The sequence below is a fragment of the Phyllobacterium sp. 22229 genome (genome assembly GCF_052056495.1).
GTDB lineage: Bacteria > Pseudomonadota > Alphaproteobacteria > Rhizobiales > Rhizobiaceae > Phyllobacterium > Phyllobacterium myrsinacearum.
Genome location: NZ_JBQEPA010000008.1, coordinates 19,844 through 43,770, shown reverse-complemented (window position 1 = coordinate 43,770; position 23,927 = coordinate 19,844). Strand labels below are relative to the sequence as shown.

18 protein-coding genes and 3 pseudogenes are annotated in these 23,927 nt (G+C 58.5%); 8 read left to right on the top strand and 13 right to left on the bottom strand.

Going from position 1 to position 23,927, the window contains the following annotated elements:
- Positions 1-131: 131 nt before the first annotated feature.
- From ACTJJ7_RS11405 to ACTJJ7_RS11395, 3 genes are read right to left on the bottom strand one after another with little or no spacing between them, the layout of a single operon-like run.
- The gene (locus ACTJJ7_RS11405) at positions 132-4,121 is read right to left on the bottom strand and encodes a PIN domain-containing protein (protein WP_353574361.1); all 3,990 of its coding nucleotides are present in this window, start codon (positions 4,119-4,121) and stop codon (positions 132-134) included.
- A 10-nt stretch (positions 4,122-4,131) separates the two neighbouring features.
- The gene (locus ACTJJ7_RS11400; protein ID WP_353574362.1) at positions 4,132-5,049 is read right to left on the bottom strand and encodes an antitoxin; all 918 of its coding nucleotides are present in this window, start codon (positions 5,047-5,049) and stop codon (positions 4,132-4,134) included.
- On the bottom strand, positions 5,049-6,131 hold the full coding sequence (locus tag ACTJJ7_RS11395; protein ID WP_353574363.1) for a hypothetical protein: 1,083 nt from the start codon (positions 6,129-6,131) through the stop codon (positions 5,049-5,051). The genes ACTJJ7_RS11400 and ACTJJ7_RS11395 overlap by 1 nt, the downstream gene beginning before the upstream one ends.
- A 211-nt stretch (positions 6,132-6,342) precedes the next feature.
- On the opposite strand from ACTJJ7_RS11395, the gene ACTJJ7_RS11390 reads away from it, so the two are divergent.
- Together ACTJJ7_RS11390 and ACTJJ7_RS11385 are read left to right on the top strand one after the other, a co-directional pair.
- Positions 6,343-6,921, top strand: coding sequence for a hypothetical protein (locus tag ACTJJ7_RS11390; protein ID WP_353574364.1), 579 nt, complete (start codon positions 6,343-6,345; stop codon positions 6,919-6,921).
- Between the two features lie 769 nt (positions 6,922-7,690).
- Positions 7,691-8,452, top strand: a complete 762-nt coding sequence (locus tag ACTJJ7_RS11385; RefSeq protein ID WP_353574365.1) for a hypothetical protein — start codon at positions 7,691-7,693, stop codon at positions 8,450-8,452.
- 107 nt (positions 8,453-8,559) lie between these two features.
- Here ACTJJ7_RS11385 and ACTJJ7_RS11380 read toward each other — a convergent pair whose 3' ends face one another.
- From ACTJJ7_RS11380 to ACTJJ7_RS11350, 7 genes and pseudogenes are all read right to left on the bottom strand, one after another.
- A complete protein-coding gene (locus ACTJJ7_RS11380; RefSeq protein WP_353574366.1) occupies positions 8,560-8,802 on the bottom strand; it encodes a hypothetical protein in 243 nt (80 codons plus the stop codon).
- On the bottom strand, positions 8,780-9,538 hold the full coding sequence (locus ACTJJ7_RS11375; RefSeq protein WP_353574367.1) for a nucleotidyl transferase AbiEii/AbiGii toxin family protein: 759 nt from the start codon (positions 9,536-9,538) through the stop codon (positions 8,780-8,782). Before ACTJJ7_RS11375 ends, ACTJJ7_RS11380 begins: the two co-directional genes overlap by 23 nt.
- Positions 9,535-10,203 carry a DUF6088 family protein gene (locus tag ACTJJ7_RS11370; RefSeq protein ID WP_353574368.1) on the bottom strand — a complete coding sequence of 223 codons (669 nt, stop codon included), beginning with the start codon at positions 10,201-10,203 and terminating at the stop codon, positions 9,535-9,537. The genes ACTJJ7_RS11375 and ACTJJ7_RS11370 overlap by 4 nt, the downstream gene beginning before the upstream one ends.
- A gap of 208 nt (positions 10,204-10,411) precedes the next feature.
- Complete coding sequence (locus ACTJJ7_RS11365) at positions 10,412-10,789, bottom strand: TauD/TfdA family dioxygenase (RefSeq protein WP_353574551.1); 378 nt, start codon at positions 10,787-10,789, stop codon at positions 10,412-10,414.
- Positions 10,790-11,091: 302 nt separating this feature from the next.
- Positions 11,092-14,067: a TrlF family AAA-like ATPase gene (locus ACTJJ7_RS11360; RefSeq protein WP_353574369.1), complete on the bottom strand. Its 2,976-nt coding sequence runs from the start codon at positions 14,065-14,067 to the stop codon at positions 11,092-11,094.
- Between the two features lie 210 nt (positions 14,068-14,277).
- A pseudogene (locus ACTJJ7_RS11355) lies at positions 14,278-15,763 on the bottom strand (helix-hairpin-helix domain-containing protein); the annotation flags it as partial.
- Between the two features lie 557 nt (positions 15,764-16,320).
- Complete coding sequence (locus ACTJJ7_RS11350; protein ID WP_353574370.1) at positions 16,321-16,659, bottom strand: hypothetical protein; 339 nt, start codon at positions 16,657-16,659, stop codon at positions 16,321-16,323.
- Positions 16,660-16,907: 248 nt separating this feature from the next.
- Between ACTJJ7_RS11350 and dinB the strand changes: the two genes are divergently transcribed.
- Both dinB and ACTJJ7_RS11340 read left to right on the top strand, forming a co-directional pair.
- A complete protein-coding gene (gene dinB / locus ACTJJ7_RS11345; RefSeq protein WP_353574371.1) occupies positions 16,908-17,699 on the top strand; it encodes a DNA polymerase IV in 792 nt (263 codons plus the stop codon).
- Positions 17,608-18,003, top strand: a complete 396-nt coding sequence (locus ACTJJ7_RS11340; protein ID WP_440967222.1) for a DinB/UmuC family translesion DNA polymerase — start codon at positions 17,608-17,610, stop codon at positions 18,001-18,003. The genes dinB and ACTJJ7_RS11340 overlap by 92 nt, the downstream gene beginning before the upstream one ends.
- 202 nt (positions 18,004-18,205) lie before the next feature.
- Here ACTJJ7_RS11340 and ACTJJ7_RS11335 read toward each other — a convergent pair whose 3' ends face one another.
- Entirely contained in the window at positions 18,206-18,835 is a 630-nt protein-coding gene (locus tag ACTJJ7_RS11335; protein WP_353574372.1) for a hypothetical protein, read from the bottom strand.
- A gap of 274 nt (positions 18,836-19,109) precedes the next feature.
- Between ACTJJ7_RS11335 and ACTJJ7_RS11330 the strand changes: the two genes are divergently transcribed.
- A complete protein-coding gene (locus ACTJJ7_RS11330) occupies positions 19,110-19,652 on the top strand; it encodes a hypothetical protein (protein ID WP_353574373.1) in 543 nt (180 codons plus the stop codon).
- A gap of 165 nt (positions 19,653-19,817) precedes the next feature.
- Positions 19,818-20,045, top strand: a pseudogene (locus tag ACTJJ7_RS11325) (nucleotidyl transferase AbiEii/AbiGii toxin family protein); the annotation flags it as partial.
- Positions 20,046-20,396: 351 nt separating this feature from the next.
- On the opposite strand, the gene ACTJJ7_RS11320 reads toward ACTJJ7_RS11325, so the two are convergent.
- Positions 20,397-20,816, bottom strand: a complete 420-nt coding sequence (locus ACTJJ7_RS11320; protein WP_353574374.1) for a hypothetical protein — start codon at positions 20,814-20,816, stop codon at positions 20,397-20,399.
- A 162-nt stretch (positions 20,817-20,978) separates the two neighbouring features.
- Entirely contained in the window at positions 20,979-22,085 is a 1,107-nt protein-coding gene (locus ACTJJ7_RS11315) for an RHE_PE00001 family protein (RefSeq protein WP_353574375.1), read from the bottom strand.
- A 282-nt stretch (positions 22,086-22,367) separates the two neighbouring features.
- Between ACTJJ7_RS11315 and ACTJJ7_RS11310 the strand changes: the two genes are divergently transcribed.
- Together ACTJJ7_RS11310 and ACTJJ7_RS11305 are read left to right on the top strand one after the other, a co-directional pair.
- Positions 22,368-23,297 carry a recombinase family protein gene (locus tag ACTJJ7_RS11310; protein WP_353574376.1) on the top strand — a complete coding sequence of 310 codons (930 nt, stop codon included), beginning with the start codon at positions 22,368-22,370 and terminating at the stop codon, positions 23,295-23,297.
- A 68-nt stretch (positions 23,298-23,365) separates the two neighbouring features.
- Positions 23,366-23,614: pseudogene (locus tag ACTJJ7_RS11305) on the top strand (type II toxin-antitoxin system Phd/YefM family antitoxin).
- Positions 23,615-23,927: the final 313 nt, after the last annotated feature.

Sequence of the window (23,927 nt, the reverse complement as noted above, 5' to 3'; positions counted from 1 at the left end):
TGTCCAACCAGTTCACTCATAGCGCCGTTCCCCGTTGTGCCATTTCCCGCAATCGCAATTTCGGAGCCGCGATGTCAGAGCTCTTCACTTCATTGTCTTGAGGGAGATCTGCCCATTCGGGACCGATCTCATCACGCATCGCCCCTGGACGATCCATGCCTCCTGCCACGCTTTTTTCGATGCTTTTCTTTAATCAGCGGCCGGCCGATTCTTGCCTCGACCGACCTCGAACGCATGTCCTGCAGGTCTCTCTCAGCAGCAGCAAGATCGTCATGTGGCAGGAAATGGCCACGAACCCAGTCATCAACGTACTTCCTCAAATCCGCGACGGCGCGATTCTTGATGAAGGCCAGGACCAAGGCCCAGCTTTTCGGCCTGTGGCTGATCAACCGCTCCAGAAGGATGCCGGTCGCCTGCATTAGCTTGAGGTCAAACGTGTTCTTGCTTTCCCAGGCGTAATCCAAAAACGCTTCAACGACGGTCAGATGCGATCTCATCTCCGCGTTCTGGTTACCAATAAAGGCGACGAGCGCCCGGAAGTCGGTGATATCTGCCGATCCGTCGGCCTTAAACGCCTCGAGAAGGTTCTCGGGATCGATCGAGACATGGCCGTGGCGCCGCCAGGCAAGCTGAACCAGTACCTTGGCATAGCGCGCGGCATCGATAAGTCCGTTTTCTCTGGCAAAAGCGAAAACCGGTTGAAGCCAAACGCCCCTAGCTGAAACGGCTTGCTCGGCGACCTGACGGTAGTAAAGATCCTCGCTTACCAGCATCTGATTGTCAGCCGCGAGATTGGCTGCGTCCAATACCTGGGCGTCGAACATTTCCGTAAGAAGCGTCGCCATTTCTGAAGGCTTATCCGGCGCAACGGCCGGTCTCACCTCGCATGAAGCCGTGATCTTGACGAGCTGCTCGGCGATGAAGGCACGCCGCGCGGCGATGTCCTCCGCCGAGTGCTCCTGTTTGATATACTGACCGTCGTGCCAGGCGATGGTCATTGAAGGCCCCCGCTCTGTGTCCTGCTTGCCTACAAGCTCCCTGATTTCATCGATGGTCGATTGGGCGACGATGAGCGTGCCGAAAACGGCTTTCAGGACATCGAAGCTGTCCATCGTCGCCACTGTCCAGGCCGTATAGGTGTCGAGGACGGCCCCCTGGGCGCGATGCTGCCTGATGATTGCGATTGCGGATTCGCGTTGAGCATGCATGCCGACGCAGGTCTGCAAATCGACATTTAATGAGCGAATATACTCCGCGAAGCCGATCGTATCTCCGCCAAGATGCGAGGCGACCATGTTCAGCGGGAGGTGCTTGACGATGTAGAGGTCAGCGAGTTTGCGATTGCTTTCAGAGACACGGCGCACCTGATCGAGGGCGGGCTGGATGTCGCCTTCCTGCATGGTGACCGTGTAGAATCCCTTCGCATCGGGGAATCGCTTCTCGAAATTCTCCATGACATCGTGAAGGGCATGAAGGTATTTGTGCTTTATTTCGGCGACCCGCCAGACGCGATCATCTCCGAATGCCGCCGGCATCGAGAATGTCGCGCCGACCTTCAAGCCAAGTGCTGCTTTGGCGGTTGGGTGAGTAGGGGTGAACACCCCATCTGCGGGTCGGTCAACGCCCTCCTCGATGACGAAAGCGTTTTGTTGCCCTTGAGCACCTTCGAGGCGGACCCAGCAATCAGTTGCCACAATATTCGCTGCAGGGATCAATCCATCGTCTGGATCCATCATGATCAGCCCGAAGTAGCGCAACGCAACGTCGGGATCGTTCTTGTCCTGCTGCAACACGCCATAGGCAAAAGCGAGGGCCTTCTGGCCTTCGCCGACAGACCGAAGCGTCTGCGCTATGACCATTTTCTGGCCCGCTGAGCCTTTTGCCTTGCCGAAATCGATGCCGTCGAGAATCGGTTTTATCTCCTCGTCGCGGTCTGTTCTGCGCAGAACCGCGAATAAGGCGAGATAATTATCAAGATGGGGGTCAACTTCGATTGCGCGGCGGAGCACCGTTTCGGCTTCGCTCAAAGCACCCCGATTGAAATGGAGAAGGCCCTGAGCATTCAGGAAAAATGGAAGGTTGCAGATGTTTTCGGGAAGGCGTTCAAAGAACCGCAAGGCGCGCTGCCGGATGGGGCTGTCGTTTACGAATGCACGCGCAAGGGTGCGTAGTTCCTCGCTGTCGTGATCCTCGGCGATATGGCCATCCAGCAGATCGGCGACCACCGCCCAATCGCCGCGTTTAGCAGCATGAAGTGCGACCATCATCCGGTTTGCAATATGGCTCTCGGCATCAATCAGGCGAAGAGCAGCATGGAAGGCCTCATCCGCGATCTGCTCGAACCGTTCAGCGCGCGCGAAATCGGCAACGACGATACTCGCCCTAGGCTCGTGCTCCGCTTCCGCAGCGACGGCCCGAACCTCATCTTCGACGACACATCCGTCAGCGAGTTTCAGTTTTGCCAATCTTCCAGCAGCGGCGACAACAGGACGCTCGACGGGCGGAACCTGATCGAGTTCGGTGTCGTAAAGTTTAGCGAGACCTTGCCAGTTTCTCGTCGAGGCATTAATCTGAAAAGCGAGCACCGTCGCGTCTGGACCGGCTGGAAGTTTTCCGAGTAACTCCCTTGCGAGAACCTCATCGTGCTGATCGAAGGCGACGACTGCCGCGCGGCTAACGATGCCGATGTCGTCCGGGACCAACGCCAAGCCCTGCTGTGCGATTTCCATTGCACGCGCGAGCTCATCGAGCATATGGAGCGCGACGACGATGTTTCCGCAAATAGCGGCGTCTTCGGGGCGTAGATCGGCATCGCTGCGACGCGCATCGTCCCACAAAGGGATCAGCGCGTCGACCGCTGCGGTCAATCGTTTGCGTTCGTCTGCGGCAAGAAAACGGGAATGCTGAAAGCCTTCCGACGTCAGAATCTCGTCGATTTCGGCTTCAGCAGCGAATTGCACGGCATTGGGGTCACCCGGATGGACATCAACGGCGGCCTTTGCGGCCGTCCGCCATTCCGCTGGCGTGCCGCGGCGCCGAAGAAAGTCGACCCGCCCGATAGCGACGGCGGCTGAGGTTTTCAGGCCTTCCGGGAGAAGGTCCAGTGGCTCTGTAATCGTATCATCGAACCTGGCTGCCTGAACCAGATAGCCGGCCAAACCCTCATTGGTGGGATCTTCAGCGAGTGCGGCTTCGCCGAAGGTAAGCAGTTCCTGCCAACGGCCTTGCAGCAAAAGCGAAAAGGCCTTGTTCGCGATGGCCTTCGGCTCGGTCGGTGCATGCTCGTAGGCTTCAGCCAGCAAATCGGCCGCGCGTTCGTCGTCTCCCAGTGCAAAAAGGCAGGATCCGATATTTGCCTTGATGCGAAACAGGATGCGGCCCGAGGCTGTCGCCGCAACACGAGCGAGCAGGCTCTCGAACAGCGGCAGCGCAACGCGAGGTTTACCCTCGACGGCGAGACCCCTGTAGGTATCGATTTCGCCATCGAGATGGGATTCTAGCACGTTGGCAACGATCGTGGCATCACCGGGTGCAACCGCCCGCGGCAGCACGAGCTGCGTTAACGCCTCATGCATTTGCGCGAGATTTGTTTGCGTCTCCGCTTGACCGCGAAGCAATTCCTCGGTGTTGTCGAGGATACGACCACTGAAGGGACCATAGCTGGGATCGAATGCCTTCCGGGCCTCGTCGTACTGGAGAATCCGCTCTTCGAGATTTCCCCAGCCCCAAATGTACACCAGCATCTCGCGGCCACTTGCTCGAAGCTCGCGGGTTATCACGCGTGCGAGCTCGTGCATGTCTCCATCATCTGGCGCCGTCGTGACAATGTAGAATTCACGCAACGCTGGCTTGAACTTGAGCGCCTTCTCGACCTCGGTACGCACTTCTTTCTCGGTTAGGACTTTTCCGTCGCCCTTTAACTTGCACTGGATTCCGACAAGCTGGTCGAGGTCGCGGTCACGATTACCATAGAGATCGACGCCATCCTGCCCCTGCCCGCGTCTTGCATTAAGCTGAACCGCGGGATCCTTGAGAAGGCAACGCCAAAGTGTCAGGCTTGCTCTCTCGAAGGCCTGTTCGTCTGCTGGTTTGGGAATTTGCGTCGCGGCAAGTGCTGACATGATAGCTCGGCTATGTCGTGGGGAACCCCACGCCGAGATCGGCCAGGAAGGTGGCCATCAGGTCATGGACGTTGCGTTGCCGTAAGGCGCGTTGCTCCTTGATGTCGGGCTCTTCATTGTCGCCGGGGATTTCGAACTGGGCAACGGCGACAGGACCCTCACGCAGATAGCCATCGTCCGGGTTGGGGTCGCAGAAACGCCTCAGAAGGATCGCGAGGGCCTGTTGAATAACCTCGTGGTGCTGTCCTCCGAGGGCTTCCTTGAATTTCGCGACGGCAGCCTCCAGCTTGCCGTTGGCGTTGGCAAGGCAATAGACAAGGTCATGGGCATCCTTGCGTTCGCTGCGGTGGTCGAACGCAAAAGCCTTGAGGCAAGTAAAAGAAACGATGTTGGCGAATGGTATGGTCTCGGTGGACCGTCCGGCCTCTCCCAAAAGGTCAGCCGTCACTTCCATCTTGTCGTGAAGATCGAAGACCAACGAGGCATGCGGAATGTTGACGGCCGAAACATTTCCTTCGGTTGGCAGTTCTTGAAGGGCTCCGCCCCGCAACTTCGGATCATCGGCCAGGAATTCGAGGATTACGGTTACACCGTGCTCGGTCTTGGTCTTCCAGCGCCAATTGACCTTGTCCCCCTTTGCGTTTTCCCCGCGCTCAAAGCCCATCTTCTTCAGGTTTTCTTCAAGCGTCCGGTAGGCCTCGATGTTAGCGAGAATGGAAAGATCGACGACGACATCGATGTCGCCGGTTCCCGCGTGCGGAGGAACGTCGGGTGGCCGGGCGGTAACAAGATACCGAGGGGTCAGCCCACCAACCAAAAAGACCGAATTGCGCCAGGGACCCAGCCCTCGGAAGAGCGTCACCAGGACGCGCTCACAATCTTTGGTAACATCGGAACTGTAATCTTGAAGGACTTGCGGTTTTGTCATTACACACCGAGCTTTTCAAGGCGAAGATGTTCCGCCAGTTCTTTTGAACGGCCCCCCGCCTGAAGGAGGTCAAGATAGGTTTGAAGAGGGTCTGCGAACCACGCGTCGTCGATCCGCTGACGAAAGACAAAGGGATCATGTGAGCCCTGCTCTACAAGCGCAAGATTCCAGCCCTCTCGTACCGGCCGAGCGTCGATCGTCTCAAGAACTGCCTCCTGCGCGTGACCAGCCTGCAGGCGACAATGAACCTGAGTGACATTGGAAAGGTGGGGGGCATGAACTTGGCCACCCATCAGCCCAGTGATCTCGTAGGCAAGATCATGATCATCGCACGCACGATCAAGTCGGCGCACAAGCTCCCCGACTTCCGAGGCACGAGCGTAGTAGTGGCGGAGAGGTTTGGGCTTCACGTTCGATTGATGGGCAGCCCAGGCATCAAGCAAGGCGCGAGGACTACTTAGACGACGCTCTTTAGCCGGTCCTGATCCCCTTACCTCGACCCATTCAGTTCGCTCAAGGGCTATAAGCGTCTGCGAAACAGTTGTGGGTGAGACCGACGCACGTTCAGCAATCTCGTGAACGCCGAACCAGTGGCCAGCTGTCAGCCAGACCGCGTGAAGGGTTTGGGCCCTACGGCCCACGAAGAGGCTCGTGAGTTTTCTGGCTTGCTGTTTACGCGCAGGTTTTTCCACGTACAGGAACGCGCCCGGTGCCGGCACGTAAAGGCTGCCGCTTCTATCAAAGAAGCCCACAGCCTCATTTTGAAGTTGGGAGCGTCCTCCGGGAGAAATCGTGTCTGCGATCACAACGGGAACGACGATATCCGCCTTCATATCCATGTGCAGGATAACATTGCGGAGCTGCCAAATGGCCTCGCGCACGTCCCGTGGATAAGCAGTGCGCTTGACCTCGGCAACGAGCAGAACGTCGCGGCCTCCAATCGTCGCCCCGATCAGATAATCCGCTCGATATGGCTCAAATGCGGCCTCCTGTTCGCTGATACGAACAGAGACGCCGGGCACATTTTCCAGCGCCAACAGAAACTCTGCAACCAATGTGTCCGGTGTTATGCTGTCGATCATCCTTATTCCCTGCGCAGCGAATAAAGCAGATTTATCTTATATGCCGTTTTTTGTCAATATTTGCTGCGCAGCGTATAACGGCCCGTCGCTATCCAACCTGTCATGGACTGAACCGGCCATAGACTTCGCGAAAGGATATGGGGCCTACTCACGGGGCCGAGCGACGAAAACTCGGACTGGGCGCGCATCACAGACCGAAAAGGTAAGCAGCATGGATGAAAACAAAAGTCACCGCGTGGACAGCGCAAACTTGCCAGATCGTTTCCCGACGCATCGTCACAGTCCACAGTTTTGGGAGGAACTAGGCCGGACCGTTGCCACCTACGGGTTCCTCGAAGAGGTGTTGGGTAAGGCCATTTTTGCGTTTTCTGGCACAACTACCTTTAGCGATGATGCTCTCGCCGATGCCTTGGCCAAGTGGCAGGTGACCCTCGAAAAGGCGCTAACTGACGCACTCGCTTCTCTGATCGGCGGATACGAGAAGGCTGTCAAAGCGAACGGCAATCTGAAGATGAAGAATCTCGACGATCTTATCTCTGATCTTAGAAAGGCTACCGAGGTGCGAAACGCGATTTGCCACGGATCGTGGCGTTCACCCAACGAACAAGGTGCGTCTCGGCTACATTTCGTCAATCGGAAGCTCGAGATATTCGATACATCCGTGGACATCGCCTTCCTCCGACAGCTTCAACAGCACGTGGCGGAGCTTGCCGTTGCGGTGGTGAACACGGTGACAATCATGGGCTACCAATTTCCTGGGTCTTCCGGTCCAGGAAAGTCTATCTGGTGACGACTCACAGCAACGGCATTCGCAACTCGATTCAGGTACTGAGGCAGGGCTAGCAAATTAAGGATGGAACCGCTTCGTCTGCTAACGACTATCGCCAGCTTCCCAGGGCGGGCGCGATAGCGACATGATGGCGCGCGCGAGGTGGCAAGGCGGGAATCCAGCATGACCGCGAGTTGAGTGCACCCTTTCCAGCTATTTCGGTCTCCAAGGCGCTTGGCAATGTCTCGATCTATTGCGGTTGCTTGACCGCGCATGTCAACAGTAACGAAACCGTCTCCATTCGCATGCATTTTCTGAAAGCTGATCGACATTTCCTGTCCTCGAACCGGTTCAATTCTGCCCGAACTTCACAACCCTTTGAGAAGGGGTCGTTTGCGGGAGGGGCGAAATCCTACGTTAGCGGCTATGGTTTACCGAACATTGATTGTGATACGGGTTTAGAAACACAATTGTCGAAAACAAGACGGGTTGAAATGCCCGTATCGCAAACCTTCGTTTGTGAGAATCTGGCGAGCGATAGCGAGGAACCGCTTATCGTAGATGTATGCACAAGAAGGAAGGTGGTTGAGGCGCGATGGTTAGACGGTTCTGTGCTTGTTTGGCGATATCGGCGGGAGTTTTCGCAATCGGTCATGGGCCGACGAGGGCGCAACAACCGGATAGTTCTGCTGCAAGGATCCAGAAGATCGTTGAATCCTGCCTCAGCACTCCACCCGGTGCAACGGGAAAGGTTATCGTTTCTGCGACATTCGGGCCAGATGGCTCACTCATGGATAAGCCCGAGATTGTCCGAAAAGGCGAAGGCCCGATTAATAACACGTATGCATACGCGGCCCTCAGGGCGATCTTAAAATGCGAGCCACGGCTCGTCGGTCTCGGCCTTCAGGGTAAAGTCACCTTCAATTTTGATCCTTCAGGTCTACCACCGGCCTTACATGACAACACTTCAGCCGAAGTGCTCGCTCTCAATGGCGAACAGCTAACTATAAAGGTCAACGGTATACGAGTAGAACTCTCGATGCCAAATGGGTTTTGCCGTGTTACTCCGGAGGGGACACCCGCTGAGAGGGAGTTGTTGCGGCGAACGAGGCCGCCCACTGGCAGGAAAGCTGATCTACTCGCTATGGGCGTCGACTGCGAAACGAGCAAAATTTTGAAGGCAGGTAAGCTTCAACGCTTTCGTCGTATGTTTTCCCTCAATCTACTGACCAATGACGATTTACCAACGGGAGAGGCTTATCTGGCCGACGCCTTCCAGCGTTTCAGCGCCCGAGAGCCGTTAACCGCGCGCTATTGGCAAAGTCCCCCGATTAGTGGATTTCCAGCCGTGGGGCGCGATGATCGGGCCGTTTATGTCGCCCAGAGAGCCGTCAAGGGCGGGAAAATTACGTTCTCGGGCGTGAGCGCGTACGCAAACATCATGAAAGTTCCGCTCATAGTGAACATAATGAGCTTCGATGGTACTGATGTGAGCAAGGAGACGGTAGCGATAATGCGCTCAGTCGTCACGACCTTGTCAGTCAAACCATAACAACGTCCGATCATTGCCGACAAGTCGGGCCGCTAACGTAGGATTTCGCCCTCTCCCGCAAACGACCCCGAGAAGGGCGCGGGCGGCGTCTGGAGGGGCGACAGCGTTCAGCGGAGCAGGACGCCATCAATATAGATGTTGCGTACGATCTTCACCCAACCGGGATTCATGCGGGCGCCGCTGTGAGGATTCGCGCGCAGGAAGTCCGCAACCTCATCGAGTGTGGAAAGCGTCACCGGCGCGACGTTCGAGCCGAACTGGTGGCAAGCGTAGAAGCCATCAGAACCCCGCTCCACTCTGCTTTTCAGCGCACCTGCGATGATCCGTTCAATCCTGGTTACGGGCATCATGGGTTCCGCTACTTGCGATCTCGGGATCGTTCAAAATTCTCTCGATGCGTTGAGCCGATGCGAGCACATCGTCGAACGCTGGCGCAGCCCCGAAGATCATCGCTGTTGTGTTAGCGTAGTCCGCCCTGAGTGCCTCGACCATGCCGGTGACCGGTTCGATGGCAAAGCTCCCTGGCAGCGCAGAGGCGAGGTCATAGTCAGGTCGGTCGAAAAACATCCGGGCATGCCGCACGCAGTCGGCGCCCAAGTCGAGATCGGTGATCGCTGTCTGGCCGGCCTCGGACTGGAGAAGGCAATGCAGGTCATAATAGTGCCGAGAGACGCGCTGGCCTTCCTGGCGCAAAACGCCCCGCCGCTCATACCATCGGCGCAGACCGTGCGCGATAACAATCTTGTCCCAAAAGGTCCGCGTTGCTTCGACAGTAGTCACGCCTTCGACCGCGAGTTCGAAGCCCGCGGCCTCATCGAGGTCGTCGCGGAATACCGTGATGTCGATGTCCTCGGAAAAGCGCTGAATCAGGCCGTAGGCTTTGGATAATGAAGTGCCACCCTTGAAGAGGAGGCGCGGCGCGCCTGTGGGCCGCTCGTGATAGAGAGCGTTCAAAGTCCAGCAGACCCAGAAGTCCTTCTCAACATTGCCGACCGGCGCGCCGAGCCGGTTTGCCGTCGCGAGGAAAAGATCGAGGCGGTCTTGCGCGGACGCAGTGATGATCTGCTTATAGGCTGCCGAGCTCACTTCCGCACCGCTCCTGTTTCGATGGGGCTAATCATGTCGCGCAGGAACTCCTGCATCCAGATCGGCAGCGCAGATAGACCGTTCCGCAGATCGTCGCGAATGGCGTCGCCATGCTTGGGATCGGTGAAGAGACGATGAAGCACCGCTCGGATGCGCTCACGCTCGGTGTCCTGGGTCAGCATGTCTTGCATCCAATGTAGCGCCTGCACGACGCGCATGGCCGGCCGGTCAGCCCAGTAGAGACGGCTTGGCGCGGCGAACTTGAAATGGATCTCCTGTTTGCCGAGTTTGATCGGCTTTAGCCGGGCATCCACCAACACCTCAATGCGTGCTGGAACGGCTGTGGTGAGGCCGAGATCGTTGGCGGCAGTCATTCCGTCGATTACCGCACGCGCCTGGTCGCGGCGGGTGACGGCACGGATGACAGCGCGACAGTCGGGAACGGTAGGGCGGCCAGTCAGCGCATTCTTGCGCGGCCGGTCATAGAGCCCACGGTCGATGCGCCGCAGTTCGCCAGCAGCAGCAAGACGCTGGAGCGTCTTGTCGACGGCAACACGACTGCCAAGGTCGGCGAAGTCACCTGGCGTCCAGACTTCATCCGGTTGGGACGCGACCCGGTCCAACAGCCGAGTGCGCAGATCAGTATCTTGAGCCAGAGTTTCCATGTCCGAAATATGCTACATTTTTCGGACAGAGCCCAGGACGCGAGCACTCACAGGAGCCCGCACCGCCTTCAACCTTTCCACGCTCGCGAAGATATGCGCTCACAATACCGCGCCGGGTTAATGCTGGCGTTTCCGCGCAAGCGCACGACCGATGTAGACCTTCGACTTCGCATGAAGTGCGTCGCCGTTGATTGCGATGAAGACGTCTTCAGGCATCGATGAGAATCCTCGCTATGCGTCGGCCGGACCCTCGGTCCGACGGGCTGCGCCCATGCAGGACGCGCCAGTTGTCGATGATGAGGATGTCGCCCTGGCGCCAATGATGCGCTTCCGACGGAGCGTCGGCGATCCGGGCTTCGACAAACCGCATGGCGCTCCGGCCGCGCTCGTCCAGGGCTTCGAGACAGCCGGGATCGTATCGCAAGAAGGCTCGGCCTGGCGCAGGATGGTCGAGTAGAAGGAGCGCCGACCGGTGCGCACGAGGACGGGAGTCTCTTCGAGAAGGTCGAACTCCTCCCGCGAAAAGCCGAGCGTGCGCCAATCGAGGAGCATCGTCGCCGCGGCCGGCGATCCCGGGTCGACACACCCGAGAAGAAGGTAACGGCAAGGTCTGGTGCGATGGCTGAGTTCGGTATGAAACGGCAACGCGCCGAGTCCGAAACGCGCGCTCAAGGATCGAGGGTGCGCATCGTCGGCGGCGCGCGGCTGAAGAACCTCTTCGAGCGAGCCCGCGCGGCCAGCAACGCGGGAGCCGAGGCGATCGCCGAGGCGGCCCAGCTCGCGGACAATGGCGTCGGGATTCCTGCCGCCGCCGCTATGCAGAGACCAGCCGCGCTCCGTCAGCGAGCCGACAGAATGTTGAGGATCAGAGGCAGCCATGTCGCTGTCCTATCGGTCGAGGCGGACACGAAGACGTCGAGCGCGCTCGCGAAAAGCGGCTTCGCCACCTTCGAGGATGTCGCAAACCGCCTTGCGAATTGCCCCGTTCTCCAACCCGCCCGCCACATAGCTGATCGGCGGCAGACCGCCCGAGGGATGCGGTCCTGCTTCCGCGACGATAATCTGGTCCGCGTCGGTGTTGATGACGAGGTTGGCGTTGTGCGTGACCATGATCACCTGGCGCTTCGCCTTCGCGGCGATGAAGAGCGCGACAAGCTCATCGAAGACGGACTTGGGATCGAGATTCTCTTCAGGCTGGTCGATGATCAGCGGCCGATCATCGGAGTCGTCGAGCGCCAGATAGAGCAAAAGAAGTACGATGCCTCGCGTGCCGGGCGAGAGCTTGCGGATGTCGACCCCATCATAGGAAATCTCGTATCGGACGGTGATGTGGTCGGTGCTGAAAAGCCAGTGCGCGAACTGCTTCGACCAGGATCGGTATTCGACCTGCTGTGTCGGCGCGAAGGGTGCGTGCGACAGGAAGTCTTTCAGATATCTCGCCATGAAAGCGGCCATCGCGGCCTGGACCTCTGCGGCAGAGCCCGTCTCCCAAGCCGGTTTGAGTGCCTCCGTGGCGGCTGCAATCAGGGAGCCTTTTCCGTGAAAAGGTCCGGAGTCGCGGCGGTCGATAAGCTCCTTCTCCGCGAAGCTACCCCAAGCCTGGACGTCGGCGATCCGACGGACTGAAAAGCTCAGCTTCTTCAGCGTCCCCGAGGAGGCAGCAAGGCGCGCCATCAGGGGCGCATAAAGGCCGGCTAGCGCATCCTGCTCGTTGATAATCGCCTCGAATACGCGACCGTAGGTGTCGTCACGCTCGCTCTGCAGGTCCTTGCGCCGCGCCGCGGCTCCTTCAGCATCTGTGAGGCGGTTCTGCAGCGTTTGCAGCGCGGAATTTTCCTGCGCGATCCGGTTGGTGAGCGCCGCATATTGATCGCGCACCAGCTTGTCGGCACTGAACAATGCCTCCAGCCGCGTCATTTCGGCGACGATTGGTGCCAGAGGCAGTTTCGAGATATCGGCCGTATCGCCGATCAGCGCGACATTGGGGTCGCCGGGCGGCGGCGGGACTCCCTGGAGCTTGCGGATTTCGCTATCCGCCCAATTCACATAGGCTGTAAGGCTGTTGTCGACATCGCCCTTGTAGATCAGCAGGAATTCGTCCCATTGCGTAGCATTCAGCCCGCTATTGCTGTGACGCGCCTGTGCTTGCCGCAGCATCTCCGGTGAGCCCGTTGCCCGCATGGAACGGACCTCGTCCTGCAGGGCGACGAAGCTTCGGCGTTGATTTCCGAAATTCTGGATGGTGCTGCGGAGCTTTTGAGCGGCTTCGCTGAGCTGCGTGTGCCTGGCGACCTGGCCTTCGGTGCCCCTGACGACGAGTCGGGCGCGATCGGCAGTATAGTCGGCGATCAGCTTGTTCTTCTCCCCGACTTGCTTGGTCAGCGAGGCGATAAGGCTCTCTTTCTCGAACTCGGTCGCGATGCGATCTGAAATGTCGCCGATCGCCTCGGCTTCGCGTTCGCGCGCCTGCTGGAAGCGTGAAGTTTGCTGCTCGCGCAGTTCGGCGAAATCGAGCGCCCATTCGCGGTCATCCTGCGAATGGGATTCGAAGATCACGCGCTCTATTTCGTCGACCAGCCCGTCTGAGACGCCCTTTGCCGAGCATAGCTCCTCTACGAATTGCTGGGACAAATAGCGGGCTCGCGGAAACGTCATATGGCCGTTGGCGTCGCTGCCATCGAGCGCGCGCGTGACCGTCGCGCCTCCGCCCCAGGTCAGCGTCGCCGTCGCGTTTCCCATCAGCCGGCGCGCACGCGCCAGGAAGGACGGGCTGATGTTCTCGTCCGCGTCCCACCCCGAGGGTGTGATCGCATCGCAGCCCGCCGCGATGACGTCCGCCAGAGCGGTCTTTCCTGAGCCCCGTGGGCCGATGATGGCGACTAAGCCGGGGTTGAGCGGGATCTCCGGCGTGGTTGCCCAATCCGCGTCGTCGATCCTGACATGTGAGAGGACCTGAGATGGCATTGCCGAGCGCGGCGGCTGTTCGCCGACATAGGCGCGGCCCTCGGGGTCGATGCAGGCTTGCCGGAGGGCATCGAATTCGAGTGCGCCTTTGATCCACGAGAAGCGGTTTTCGACGGGCTGGCCCACGGATTTCTGGTCATGGGAATCACTGCCATGGAGACAGGGCTTGCACCCGTCGTAGCGCGAACGCAGTTCCTCGATCGTCACACCGCGTTGGCCGAGCCAGAATTCACGCTGCGCCGGGCTGCTGGAAAAGATGATGTGCGCGAACTTCTCGATCTCCTGACGCACGGTCGCGTCGGCGGCCTGCCGCAGGCCGGACGTGCCGTCTCCCGCACCGCCGGCGACAGCGATCAGGATGTTCTTTTTCGCCCATTCGCTCTCATGGATGACTTTGCGTAATTGGTCGAAATTGACCTTTACCTGGGTCGCGCCGTGACGGAGCGCTGCCCCATCGTCGGTGATCGTTGTGTCGGAGCGCTTGCCGAGCTTGATCAGCTCCTCACGCGTGCAATCGAAGCGATCGTTATGGGCGCCGAATTGCAGCCGTTTGAGGATCCGTTTGACCTCGTCGACATGGTCCGGGTCCTCGGGGCTCACCAAGAGATGGATGTTCACGAAGCCGGACTTTGCCGCTACATCGAGCCGCAGCTCGATGTTCGGGAACAGCAGCTTCACGCCGGGCAAGCGGCCGGCGGCCTTGTGCTTGAGGAACTGCTCGTAGGTGTCGGTGACGTAATAGTCGGTAACGGCGATCGCTTCGATCTTCGGCGTCAGCCCTTCGAGTGACGTGAGATATGCACCCCAGGGATCGGCTGCACCGAACTGGTTGTTGAGGATGGTGCCAGGGGCATGAATATGCGGCTCCCAACGGTGCCATTCCGAACCGCGACTGATCATAAGCCCCCCTTGCGCCCTTCCTTTGTTGTGCTGCTCCGATGTCCACGATGCAACTGCACGGAGCGCAGCGCCATGCATTGTTTTCGTAGGAATATTTCCTGAAACCAACGCCGCGCAATATATAATATTGTCGCGCCGTCCGTTGTCTTTTCCGCGGAAAACAACATGATGGCTGGTCCAAGTATAAGTGAGGCGACGGAAACGCACCGGCTAGTGAAAATTCCGCGCCTTCACCTTGATGGTTTCGATGTGCTGGTCGGAAATGTGGATCTCGCGACCGCGCAGATTCTTCGGAGGCAGATCGCGCGGATCGGGACCGGAGCCGCCATTGCGGACCTGGTCGCCCCGGCCGTGCGCAAGCGGAAATGCCGCGTCGCAGCGACCGACACTGGCGAGGTCGGCCGAGAGGTCCGTAATGCGCTGGGCAACCAGATGGACGACGTCGCCCTCGCGTTGAATACGGCCGCGCACCGCCATCATGCTGGCCGACAGGACGGCGCGCCGGTTAGCCTCGAACACCTTTGCCCAGACCACGAGATTGGCGATGCCGGTCTCATCCTCGAGCGTGATGAACATGACCCCCTTGGCGCTGCCCGGGCGCTGGCGGACGAGAACGATGCCGGCCGCCTCCAGCCAACGCCCGTCGCGCGTCGCGATGGGCTCGGCACAGGTGATGATCCGTCGGCGACGCAGATCCTCGCGGAGAAAACTGAGGGGATGAGCCCTCAGTGTGAGACCTACATGTCCATAGTCCTCAACCACTTCGCTACCTGCCTTCATCGGCCGCAACACGACGGTGGGCTCGTTCAGCTCGGGCGCGATCTCCGCCTCCCGGACGGTCGCGACCGCGAACAGCGGGAGCGGCTCGTCTCGCAGAGCGTTGATCGCCCACAAGGCCTCGCGGCGGGCGAGCCCCAGTCCGGGACGAAAGGACCAGGGCGACTGATGGCACGCCCGCGCGTCGCCAGAGATCGTCGATGGAGGCAAAGGTCCGGTCGGCCCGCGCGGCGACGATCGCGGCCCCGTGCGCATTGACAAGGCCTTTGACCATGCGAAGTCCGAGACGCACGGAGAAACGGCCGTCGTCGTCTGTCGCTTCCAACGTGCAGTCACAGCGTGAGGCGTTGGCGCAGACGGGCCGGATGTCGACACCGTGCTCCAACGCATCCCTGACGATCTGCGCCGGCGCGTAAAACCCCATCGGCTGCGAATTGAGCAGCGCCGCGCAAAAAACGTCGGGATGCCAGCATTTGAGCCAAGCCGACGCGTAGGCGATCAGCGCGAAGGAGGCTGCATGGCTTTCCGGAAATCCGTAAGAGCCAAAGCCTTCGAGCTGCTTGAACGTCTGCTCGGCAAAGTCCGGCGCGTAACCGTTTGCTACCATGCCGTCGATTAGCTTGGCCTTGAAGGAGGAGACACCGCCCGTATGTTTAAAGATGGCCATCGACTTGCGCAGCATGTCGGCTTCGCCGGGCCTGAAGCCCGCACATTCCATGGCGACGCGCATAGCCTGCTCCTGAAAGAGCGGCACGCCGAGCGTCTTTCCAAGCACCCTCTCCAGCTCGGGCTTTGGATAGTGGACGGGCTCCAGCCCTTCCCGGCGCCGTAGATAGGGATGGACCATGTCGCCCTGGATCGGGCCCGGCCGTACGATCGCGACCTGAACGACAAGGTCGTAATAGGTCCGGGGTTTCAGGAGGCGGGTGAGACGCCTGGCATCGCGAACCGGCTGCGCCATGCCGACACGCAGGGCGACGATGCGGTTATCAACCCGATGACACAGCAGATCGAGCCGGCGCGCGCCCATGCTCTTTTCCTCGAGCGCCTCGCACAGGTTGTAGGTGAGCTTGCCGATATAGCGCGCGATCGTTTCGGCAGCGCCAATCGGCTCAGGGAAGGTGCGGCGTGTCTCGATCAAATCCGGTGGTCGCACCGGCTCGATCGGTTCGGCCAAGCCGCCGATCGCCTGGTCAATACGACGACCGAGCTCCAGGCCGAAGCGCAGAGTGAGTGGCGCGCGGGGCTGCGCGAGCAGATCGCCCACGCGCTCGAAACCGAGTACACGAAGGTCCGACGACATCGCGCGCGGCAAACGCAGCGCCTCGAGCGGTAGCGACAACAGGACCGATGCGCCATGCCCGGACGGGGCAATGAAGATTGGGGACGCAGCGTAACGCGCAAGCGCGTGGGCCGCGCCCCAGCTATCGGCGATCGCGGCGCGCGCCGAGATGCCAGACATGATGAGCCGGCCGATCAGTGCCTCGAGCATGGCCTCTTCGCCGCCGTGCAGGCGATCGGCGCGAGGCGTTGCAGTACCCACAGGGCCAGTTGCTCCAGTGCGATGTCATCCGCGATGGGGTCGGCATCTTTGACAACCAGGTCGGGGACCCGAATCTGCGCCTTGGCCACGGGCATGCCGATGCGAAGGCCGGCGGCCAGCGCGGCGGCATCCGCCGCGACCACCAACCGCCTGCTTCCTTCCCGGCCAATCAGGACGAGCGGTGCCTCAGCCGGAGGCGCCGCGTCGCCTGCCTTCCGCCGTAGCCGGTCGGTCGACCAGCGCGGCAGGAAGAGTGAGACGACCCGTGTCATCGCAAGCCTCCAACTCAAAAACGGCCTCTTGCATCCCGCAAGGGACTCCTTTCTGGGGTTGCACCACGTTTTCAGGATGGTATGTTCTTTATTTGTTCACATTGTTCTCGCGAGTCAATCGGGCATCTGATCACAGGGCAGCGCGAACCCGCCACCGGCGGTTAGGCGTGGAAACGATTCCGTTTGCTGCATCAAGGGGATATCTGCCAACCAGAGAGCAGGAAAATTTTCTTAGGCGCAAAAGATAAATGACGACGGATCAGGGAAGGATGACCGGTAACGGAAGCCCAGCGGGCGCGGAGTGCATTCGGCGCATAATCCATGTGGACATGGACGCCTTCTATGCATCGGTCGAGCAGCGGGACAATCCGGAGCTGCGCGGCAAGCCGGTCGCAGTCGGAGGAGCCGCCAGCTATGAAGCTCGCGCTTTCGGCATCCGTTCCGCCCTCCCCTCGGTCACGGCCAGGCGGCGCTGCCCGGAACTGATTTTCGTGCCACCCCGCTTCGAGGTTTATCGCGCCGTCTCAGCGCAGATCCACGAGATTTTCGCCGAGCACACCGACCTGATCGAACCGCTCTCGCTCGATGAAGCCTATCTCGACGTCACAGAGAACAAACAGAACATCCCGGCCGCCGCCAATGTCGCCACGAAGATCCACGCCCGGATCAAGGAGGTGACCGGTCTGAATGCCTCGGCCGGGATTTCATACTGCAAGTTCCTGGCGAAGATGGCGAGCGATCTCAACAAGCCGAACGGACAGGCGGTCATCACTCCAAAAGCGGGGCCCGAGTTCGTGGCCAGGCTGCCGGTAAAAAAATTTCACGGCGTCGGCCCGGCTACGGCCGCAAAGATGCAGCGGCTCGGCATCGTGACCGGAGCCGACCTGAGAGAAAAGCCTCTGATATTCCTCCATGCACTTCGGGAAATCCGGAAGCTGGTATTACCGCATCGCACGGGGGATCGACGACCGGCTGATTCAGCCAAACCGTCCGCGCAAGTCAGTCGGCGCCGAAGATACCTTTGCGACCGACATCTTTGATCTCGGTGCGGCCCGTGCGGAGCTGGTGCCTCTGGCCGAGAAGGTCTGGACGAATTGCGAGGTCAGGGAAATTAGCGGTCGCACTGTGACGCTTAAGGTGAAGTTCGCCGATTTCCAGCAGATCACCCGCTCCAGATCCCTGCCGCATCTGGTAATGGACGCCGATGAGATGATTGCGGTTTCCCAATCAATGCTCGCTGACCTGTTTCCCATCGAGAAGGGAATTCGCCTGCTCGGCGTTACGCTGTCGTCATTTGGTGCCAGGGATAGCGTCGTGATACCAGACCAATTGGCGCTCTTCTGACTGGGTCGAGCCAGCAGAACCTCCGGGCTGACCTTTGGATGTGCCTTATCCCTGGCGGCGGGGAACCCTGGCTCGGCTAGTCACGGTCTCCTTTTTATCGTGACCTCCGCGACGAATGACAATGACCCACGCGGTTCCACCCATTCACGGACTGTCGCGCTAATCGCGACCTGAGGTGAATTGTATTGCCTTTGGCGAAATCTCACAGCAACTGCCTTATACGACTTAATATATGATACCCAACCCAATCGTCCTGATAGATGAGTTGTTCTTTCAAACGTTGCCCGCGCCCAACCAGGAATTCTGATTTCACTTGAATGGAAGCCGTTGCTCCATTTTCATCGTTCTCATATCCGACAGTATAGGGGTAGAAGGCTGTATGAACGACGGCTCCGTCTGGTGACAGCCATTCGGCCTCAAGACCAACCGATCTCACGGGAAATATATTGGAACCCGGCTCCACGTCGGTAAGGAATATATTCTTGGGTATTGAAAAAGTTACAACTTTTGCCTCTCTGGCCGGAATCGGAAACGGTCCTTCTTGTGAACCATTCCCGACCAGTTCTTTTCTAAACGTGAGATCATTGACCAGTACGAGTCTGGCAGCGATGACTGTTTCTGAACGGTCTCCATCATTGATGAACGGGACACGTATCTTAATGATGTCCTTATCTTCACCGGATTTAATATCCGGCACCATCGAGACAGGCAACTCGGTGAACTGAATATACAGCTCCCTATGCTTATAAACGACTGCAAAATAGAAAGTCAGTAACGCTATCGCCGTAGCTACGGTACCGCCAATTTTTCCAGTTTCTACTCTAACTTTCATCGTAAGATTTCACCAATTTCCTACAGAACTATCTTTATCTAATGGAATCAGCGCAAAACATACGCGACGTCGACCCGTCTCAAGCAAGCTAAAATGCCGTTTCGGTATCAGCAGAGCCGGAAGTCTTTTGCGATGGCCCGTAATCGCCAATACCCAGGTCAGCGCCTGTCTCGCCAAAAAATTGACCCGATCGAGGGCGGATAGACGAGCGACGTGAACCGGTGAATCCGGGCACGAGATAAGATGCAGCGGTTTTCACCCTGACGAGGATAGAATGAGATTTCGAGAATACTTTCTGTGCGGCGCCGTCGGTTTTTCTGCGATGGTGTCATCGTCCCAAGCAAAGGAAGTTGAATTCGATCACACAAAACTGGATTTGGCGAAGCTGATCGAATGTCGTGCAACGGTTCCTGAATACAGTCGCCTGGGTGCATGGTTAAAAATGGAACCGCAGGCGCTCGAAAAGCTCGGTTGGCAACAGGCTGACAGCGGCAATCCGTTCATAGAACAATATCGACTCGATAAGCCGGTGGCCGTTTTCGCGACGCAAACCAGAGACGTTGCCTTTGCAGGCTACGGATTGCTTGCTGTCCTCGATCATGATGCGGAACACGATCTGGCCAGAGAGCTCGACGTCCCGACGCTCTTCGACCAATCCGGCAGGTTCGAGCGGGTCATCGCCGAGGGAACTGACGATTCCAACGCACTGATCGCAGTAAAGACACGTGTCAGCCTTCAGATTTCTACATTCGAAAGTCACCCTGGCAAGATTTTCGCCGGCTGCTCATACAGTTTCAGTCTCGAAGTACAGGAATGATTAAGGCGTTACGGACTGTGCGGCTGCGTGCGCCGGTCCGCATAGATTAGCGACCAGTTCTTGAGATGCATGTTGCCGTTACCGATCAGGGCTGTACGGTGGTTCGGCAATGCCACTGACCAAAGTTTGCATATAAATTTTGGTCAGTGGCAAACCGGTTTGAGCCGCCAGCATAAGGAATTGATGTTTCGTGCCCCCAACCACCGCTACGACCGAGCTTTGCCTGGCACATATCGCTTGGTGCCAACGGCAGATATGCGGAGAGAACTGGCTGCGGATTATGAACGCATGTCAGCGATGATCTTTGGCGAGTCACCAGAATTTGACGAAGTCATGGCGAGCAGTGAAGCCTCGGAAGAGTTTCTCAATAAGCCGCATAACGACAATACGTGACCAGGATCTGAGAATTTTCCGGCCAAGCCTGCCCGGACACGCTCGTGCGGATTAGCGCAGCAAGATTCCATCAATGAAAATGTTACGCGAGATCTTGACCCAACCCGGATTCATCCGCACACCGCCGCGGGTATTGGTCCGAAGGAAATCGGCAACCTCGTCCAGGCTTGTACAGGGCACTGGATCGACATTGGATCCGAAAAGGTGGCAGGCGTAGTTGCCGTCCGCGCCACGCTCGGCATTGCCAACGATGCGGCCCCCAACGATTCGTTCAATTCGAGTCACAGACAATGAAAGCCATCCCCGCTTCAAATGATACCCCAAGCACGCTAGCGGGCGTGCTGCACATGTCTAGCCTGCCAACGCCTGGGCAGCTCCGCCAATCAAGCCCCCAACGAATGAGCCGATTTTCGTGTAGGCAGACGCGTCAAGGGAGCCGTTGTCACTGACCTTCTTTTCGATGCTCTCACCAAGCTCGGGATCGTTCGGCTTGGCCTGTATGACCGCGATCCCCTTCGATGTGAGTTGCACGCCTGAGAAGGCAAAACCGCCGTCAAACTCCTGGATGGTGCCAACACGGATAAGCCCCTCATCCCGCATCCAGTGGAGCACGTCGGCGAAGGTCTTCAGCACCTCCTCTTCGTCGCCGCGCCGCTCGGTCATAATATCCATGGCGTCGGAAGCGTCGAAATCGACGCGCTTGAAACCCTGCTGAACAAGATGGGACAGAATCCGGCCCATGGTTTGGTAATGATAATCGATAGTTGACATTCGTAACCGGTCGTTTCGCTGCTTCGTAATGCAACTGCATATTCACGACGGAGCTCGTTAAAGCAAGTAATCGGTGGCGATTAGCTAGCGTCATTCTTGCGTCTCGGTGGTGATCTTAAGGACTTCGGCAGTTTTCCTCTTTGACCGACAGCCATCGATAGATCACAGGATGCTCCAGGCCCTGAAGCTACCTCTTCCTGTTACCTCCCTGACGCCGAGTTCGGCGACCAGATTGAGTGCAGCGCGATGACTGATCTTCAAGTCCTTGACAATCATTGACGACGAGACAAGCGGCCGAACCATAAGGAGTTCTACCAGGCCAGGCAGGCTGCTCGATGATCTCTTTGCACGCAATTTTCGATCAAGTCGCTCCCGTACCTGCGCGAGGCGGATAATCTCCTTCATTGCGAGTTCCGCGCCACCAGCCAATGCCTCGAGCCCACTAAGCAGTCGCACTGTTCGGTCCCGGGAACGGCGCCGTTCGCGGGTTACAGTCTTGAGGCCAACGTTCATGCAGAAAAGATGCGACGAGACCTTGCCCCGCGCGCGGAGATACGAATTGACCAGTTGCGCTCCCAGCCAGTGTTGCCGTTGCAGCGGCTCCAAGTTCTCCCAGGCATCCCATAGTAGCACCGCCCCAAGCGTTACTGGCAGATTTTCAACCTGATGCAGGATCGCAGTCCACTCGGAAAGCCTGCTCTCTTCGTCCCATTCCGGATCCCGGATGACTAGTTCGCCAACGCTCAACGCTTCCGGTCGCGCCATCTCGCCAGCTTTATTGAGCAGTCGGGTCGAGCGCTCAAGAACCACGTCGATGTTCGCGAGCTCCGCCGCAAAGTCGTCGTACCCGTCAGTCGACGCCTCCGGTCCTAGCGAAGCAGGTTTCGTCCCCTTCCCCGGTTTGCCGGCTTCCATCGTCGTCGCGCGCCCACCAATCAGGCCGGCCATTCCTGCCTTGCTCACCCCCCAATCTGCTTCAGCCGTGGCAATGCGGCGCCGAGCGCGCATAATTGAATGCGCGATCGTAATTTCATGAGTGGGTGTCCGAACATCCCGATTTGCGTCGTGAAGAACGAGATCTTCGACATGGACAAGCTCGCCTGCAACCCACATGCTGGCAACTGCTTCAGCGAAATGGACCCGCTCCGCAAAGCCCTGTCCCACCGGACTGCGCCGCACCACTTCATCGAGGCGCGCCAGCTGATCTTCAGCAGTCGCGATCTCTGGAAGGAGAGCCTCCAGGGGCAAATCACCGATTTCGCAAGTCATTGTTTTTCCAACGCTAAATCATCTATCCTGAAGTTAACTTATCATTTTATTCAACTATAGACGATGTTTTTGATTGCCATGTCCCGAGACGCGCTTCTGCGTCGCTCTGACTGTACAACAGCATCCGCCCGATACGTTGGATCGACGAGAATGCCCGTTTTTCAGGGCTTTTCGCGGTTTCTAAAGGCGCAAAAGATCATCTAGAGACGTTTACAAACGATCCTTTATCAGTAACATCTATGTTTGGAAAATGGGCCGATAGGCGGCCCTGAGGCGCTCCGAATGGCCGCAGACCCACGAAAAAGAACTTCTCATCAGCCCCAGGGCCGGCTGATCGGCTACGCTCGAGTTTCGACCGACGAACAGGCAACCGAAGCGCAGGAGATCGAGCTGCGCTCGGCCGGCTGCATCGTGGTCGTTCAAGAGCATGGTTCTGGAGCATCTCGGGCACGTCCCGCGCTATCAACGTTGCTGAGCGAGATTGTCGCTGGCGACACCCTTGTCGTTGTCCGGATAGATCGCCTGGCGCGATCTGTGGGTCATTTGCTTGAGGTGATCGAGAATCTGACTGAAAAGGGCGTGCATTTCCGTTCGCTACGGGATCCGATCGACACGACCACGGCGCAAGGCATGTTTTCGCTCCAGGTTCTTGGCGCCGTGGCGCAGCTGGAGCGCTCGCTTATATCCGAGCGTACCAAGGCGGGCATTAAAGCCGCCAAAGCAAAGGGAAGGCTGCCAGGCAATCCCGGAATCCGTGAGCGCCGGCCGGAGGCGCTGGCGAAGATGACAGCCGCACAAAAGGCAGCCTACGGAGCACGCATCCAGGCAAATGCGCACCAGTGGCTCCCCACGGTGAAGCGCATGCGGCCGGACCATACCTGGGAAGACATTGCCCGTGTCCTGAAACAGCGCGGGCAGGATTGGACGCCTGAGCGGCTTTGTCGTGCCGTGAAGTGGCTTGTGGGCGAGCGCATGGCGGATGCGAGTTTGCTTCGTAAATCCTGTCCTCGTCTTCCCGAGGACAGGTTAATGACCCTCGTTGCTGGCATCCACTTATCCAACACTGGCCTGACGCTGCGGGAAATGGCTGGCCAGCTTGAAAAGCTGCATGAGCGGACCCCTCGCGGCGGAACCAAGTGGTCACCGTCGTCTGTGAAGAATTTGCTCGACCGTGCAAAACGATCTGGTCTTCTTGCGAGCGAGGCAGCGTGATCGTCTTATGATTCTTAGACCGGCCCAGAGCATATATGGTCACATATGACCTCTTTGCGGAGGCGCCAATGTCTATTGTCAGTCTAAAGGATGCGAAAGCCGGCCTCTCAAGCTATGTCATTGAGGCCATCAAGGGCGAATTCGTGACCATCACACGTCATCGGAAGCCCGTAGCCGCTCTTGTTCCTCTCGAAGCCGCCTAATTCGCCGAACGCGCGTTGAAGCCCAACCGATCCAGCTTCGTCTCATCCTTGAAGACCTTTGTTGGCGGAGAATTCGAGCGGAACCGCTCGTCGGCGTGGGGATGTGGATATTAACGGCCTATCTCCTCGACACCAATATCGTTTCTCTTCTGTCCCGATCAGGCGCCGAAACCGCGACGGAATTGTCTTGCTGGAGCGGAAGGGCACTACCGCCAGGGCGCGGGGACTCAGGGGATGGATCGCCGGTTTATCCTCGGCGTACGAAGATCGAACCCTGCCCATCGGCTCGGCGGTTTCCGCGTTGTCCGGCCGCCTGGAAGCTGAAGCGAAATGGCCGACGCGGTCATCGCAGGAACAGCATAGGCGCACCAGCGAACGGTGGTAACGCTGAATCGGCAGCATATCGAGCTGTTGGCATCGACCTGAT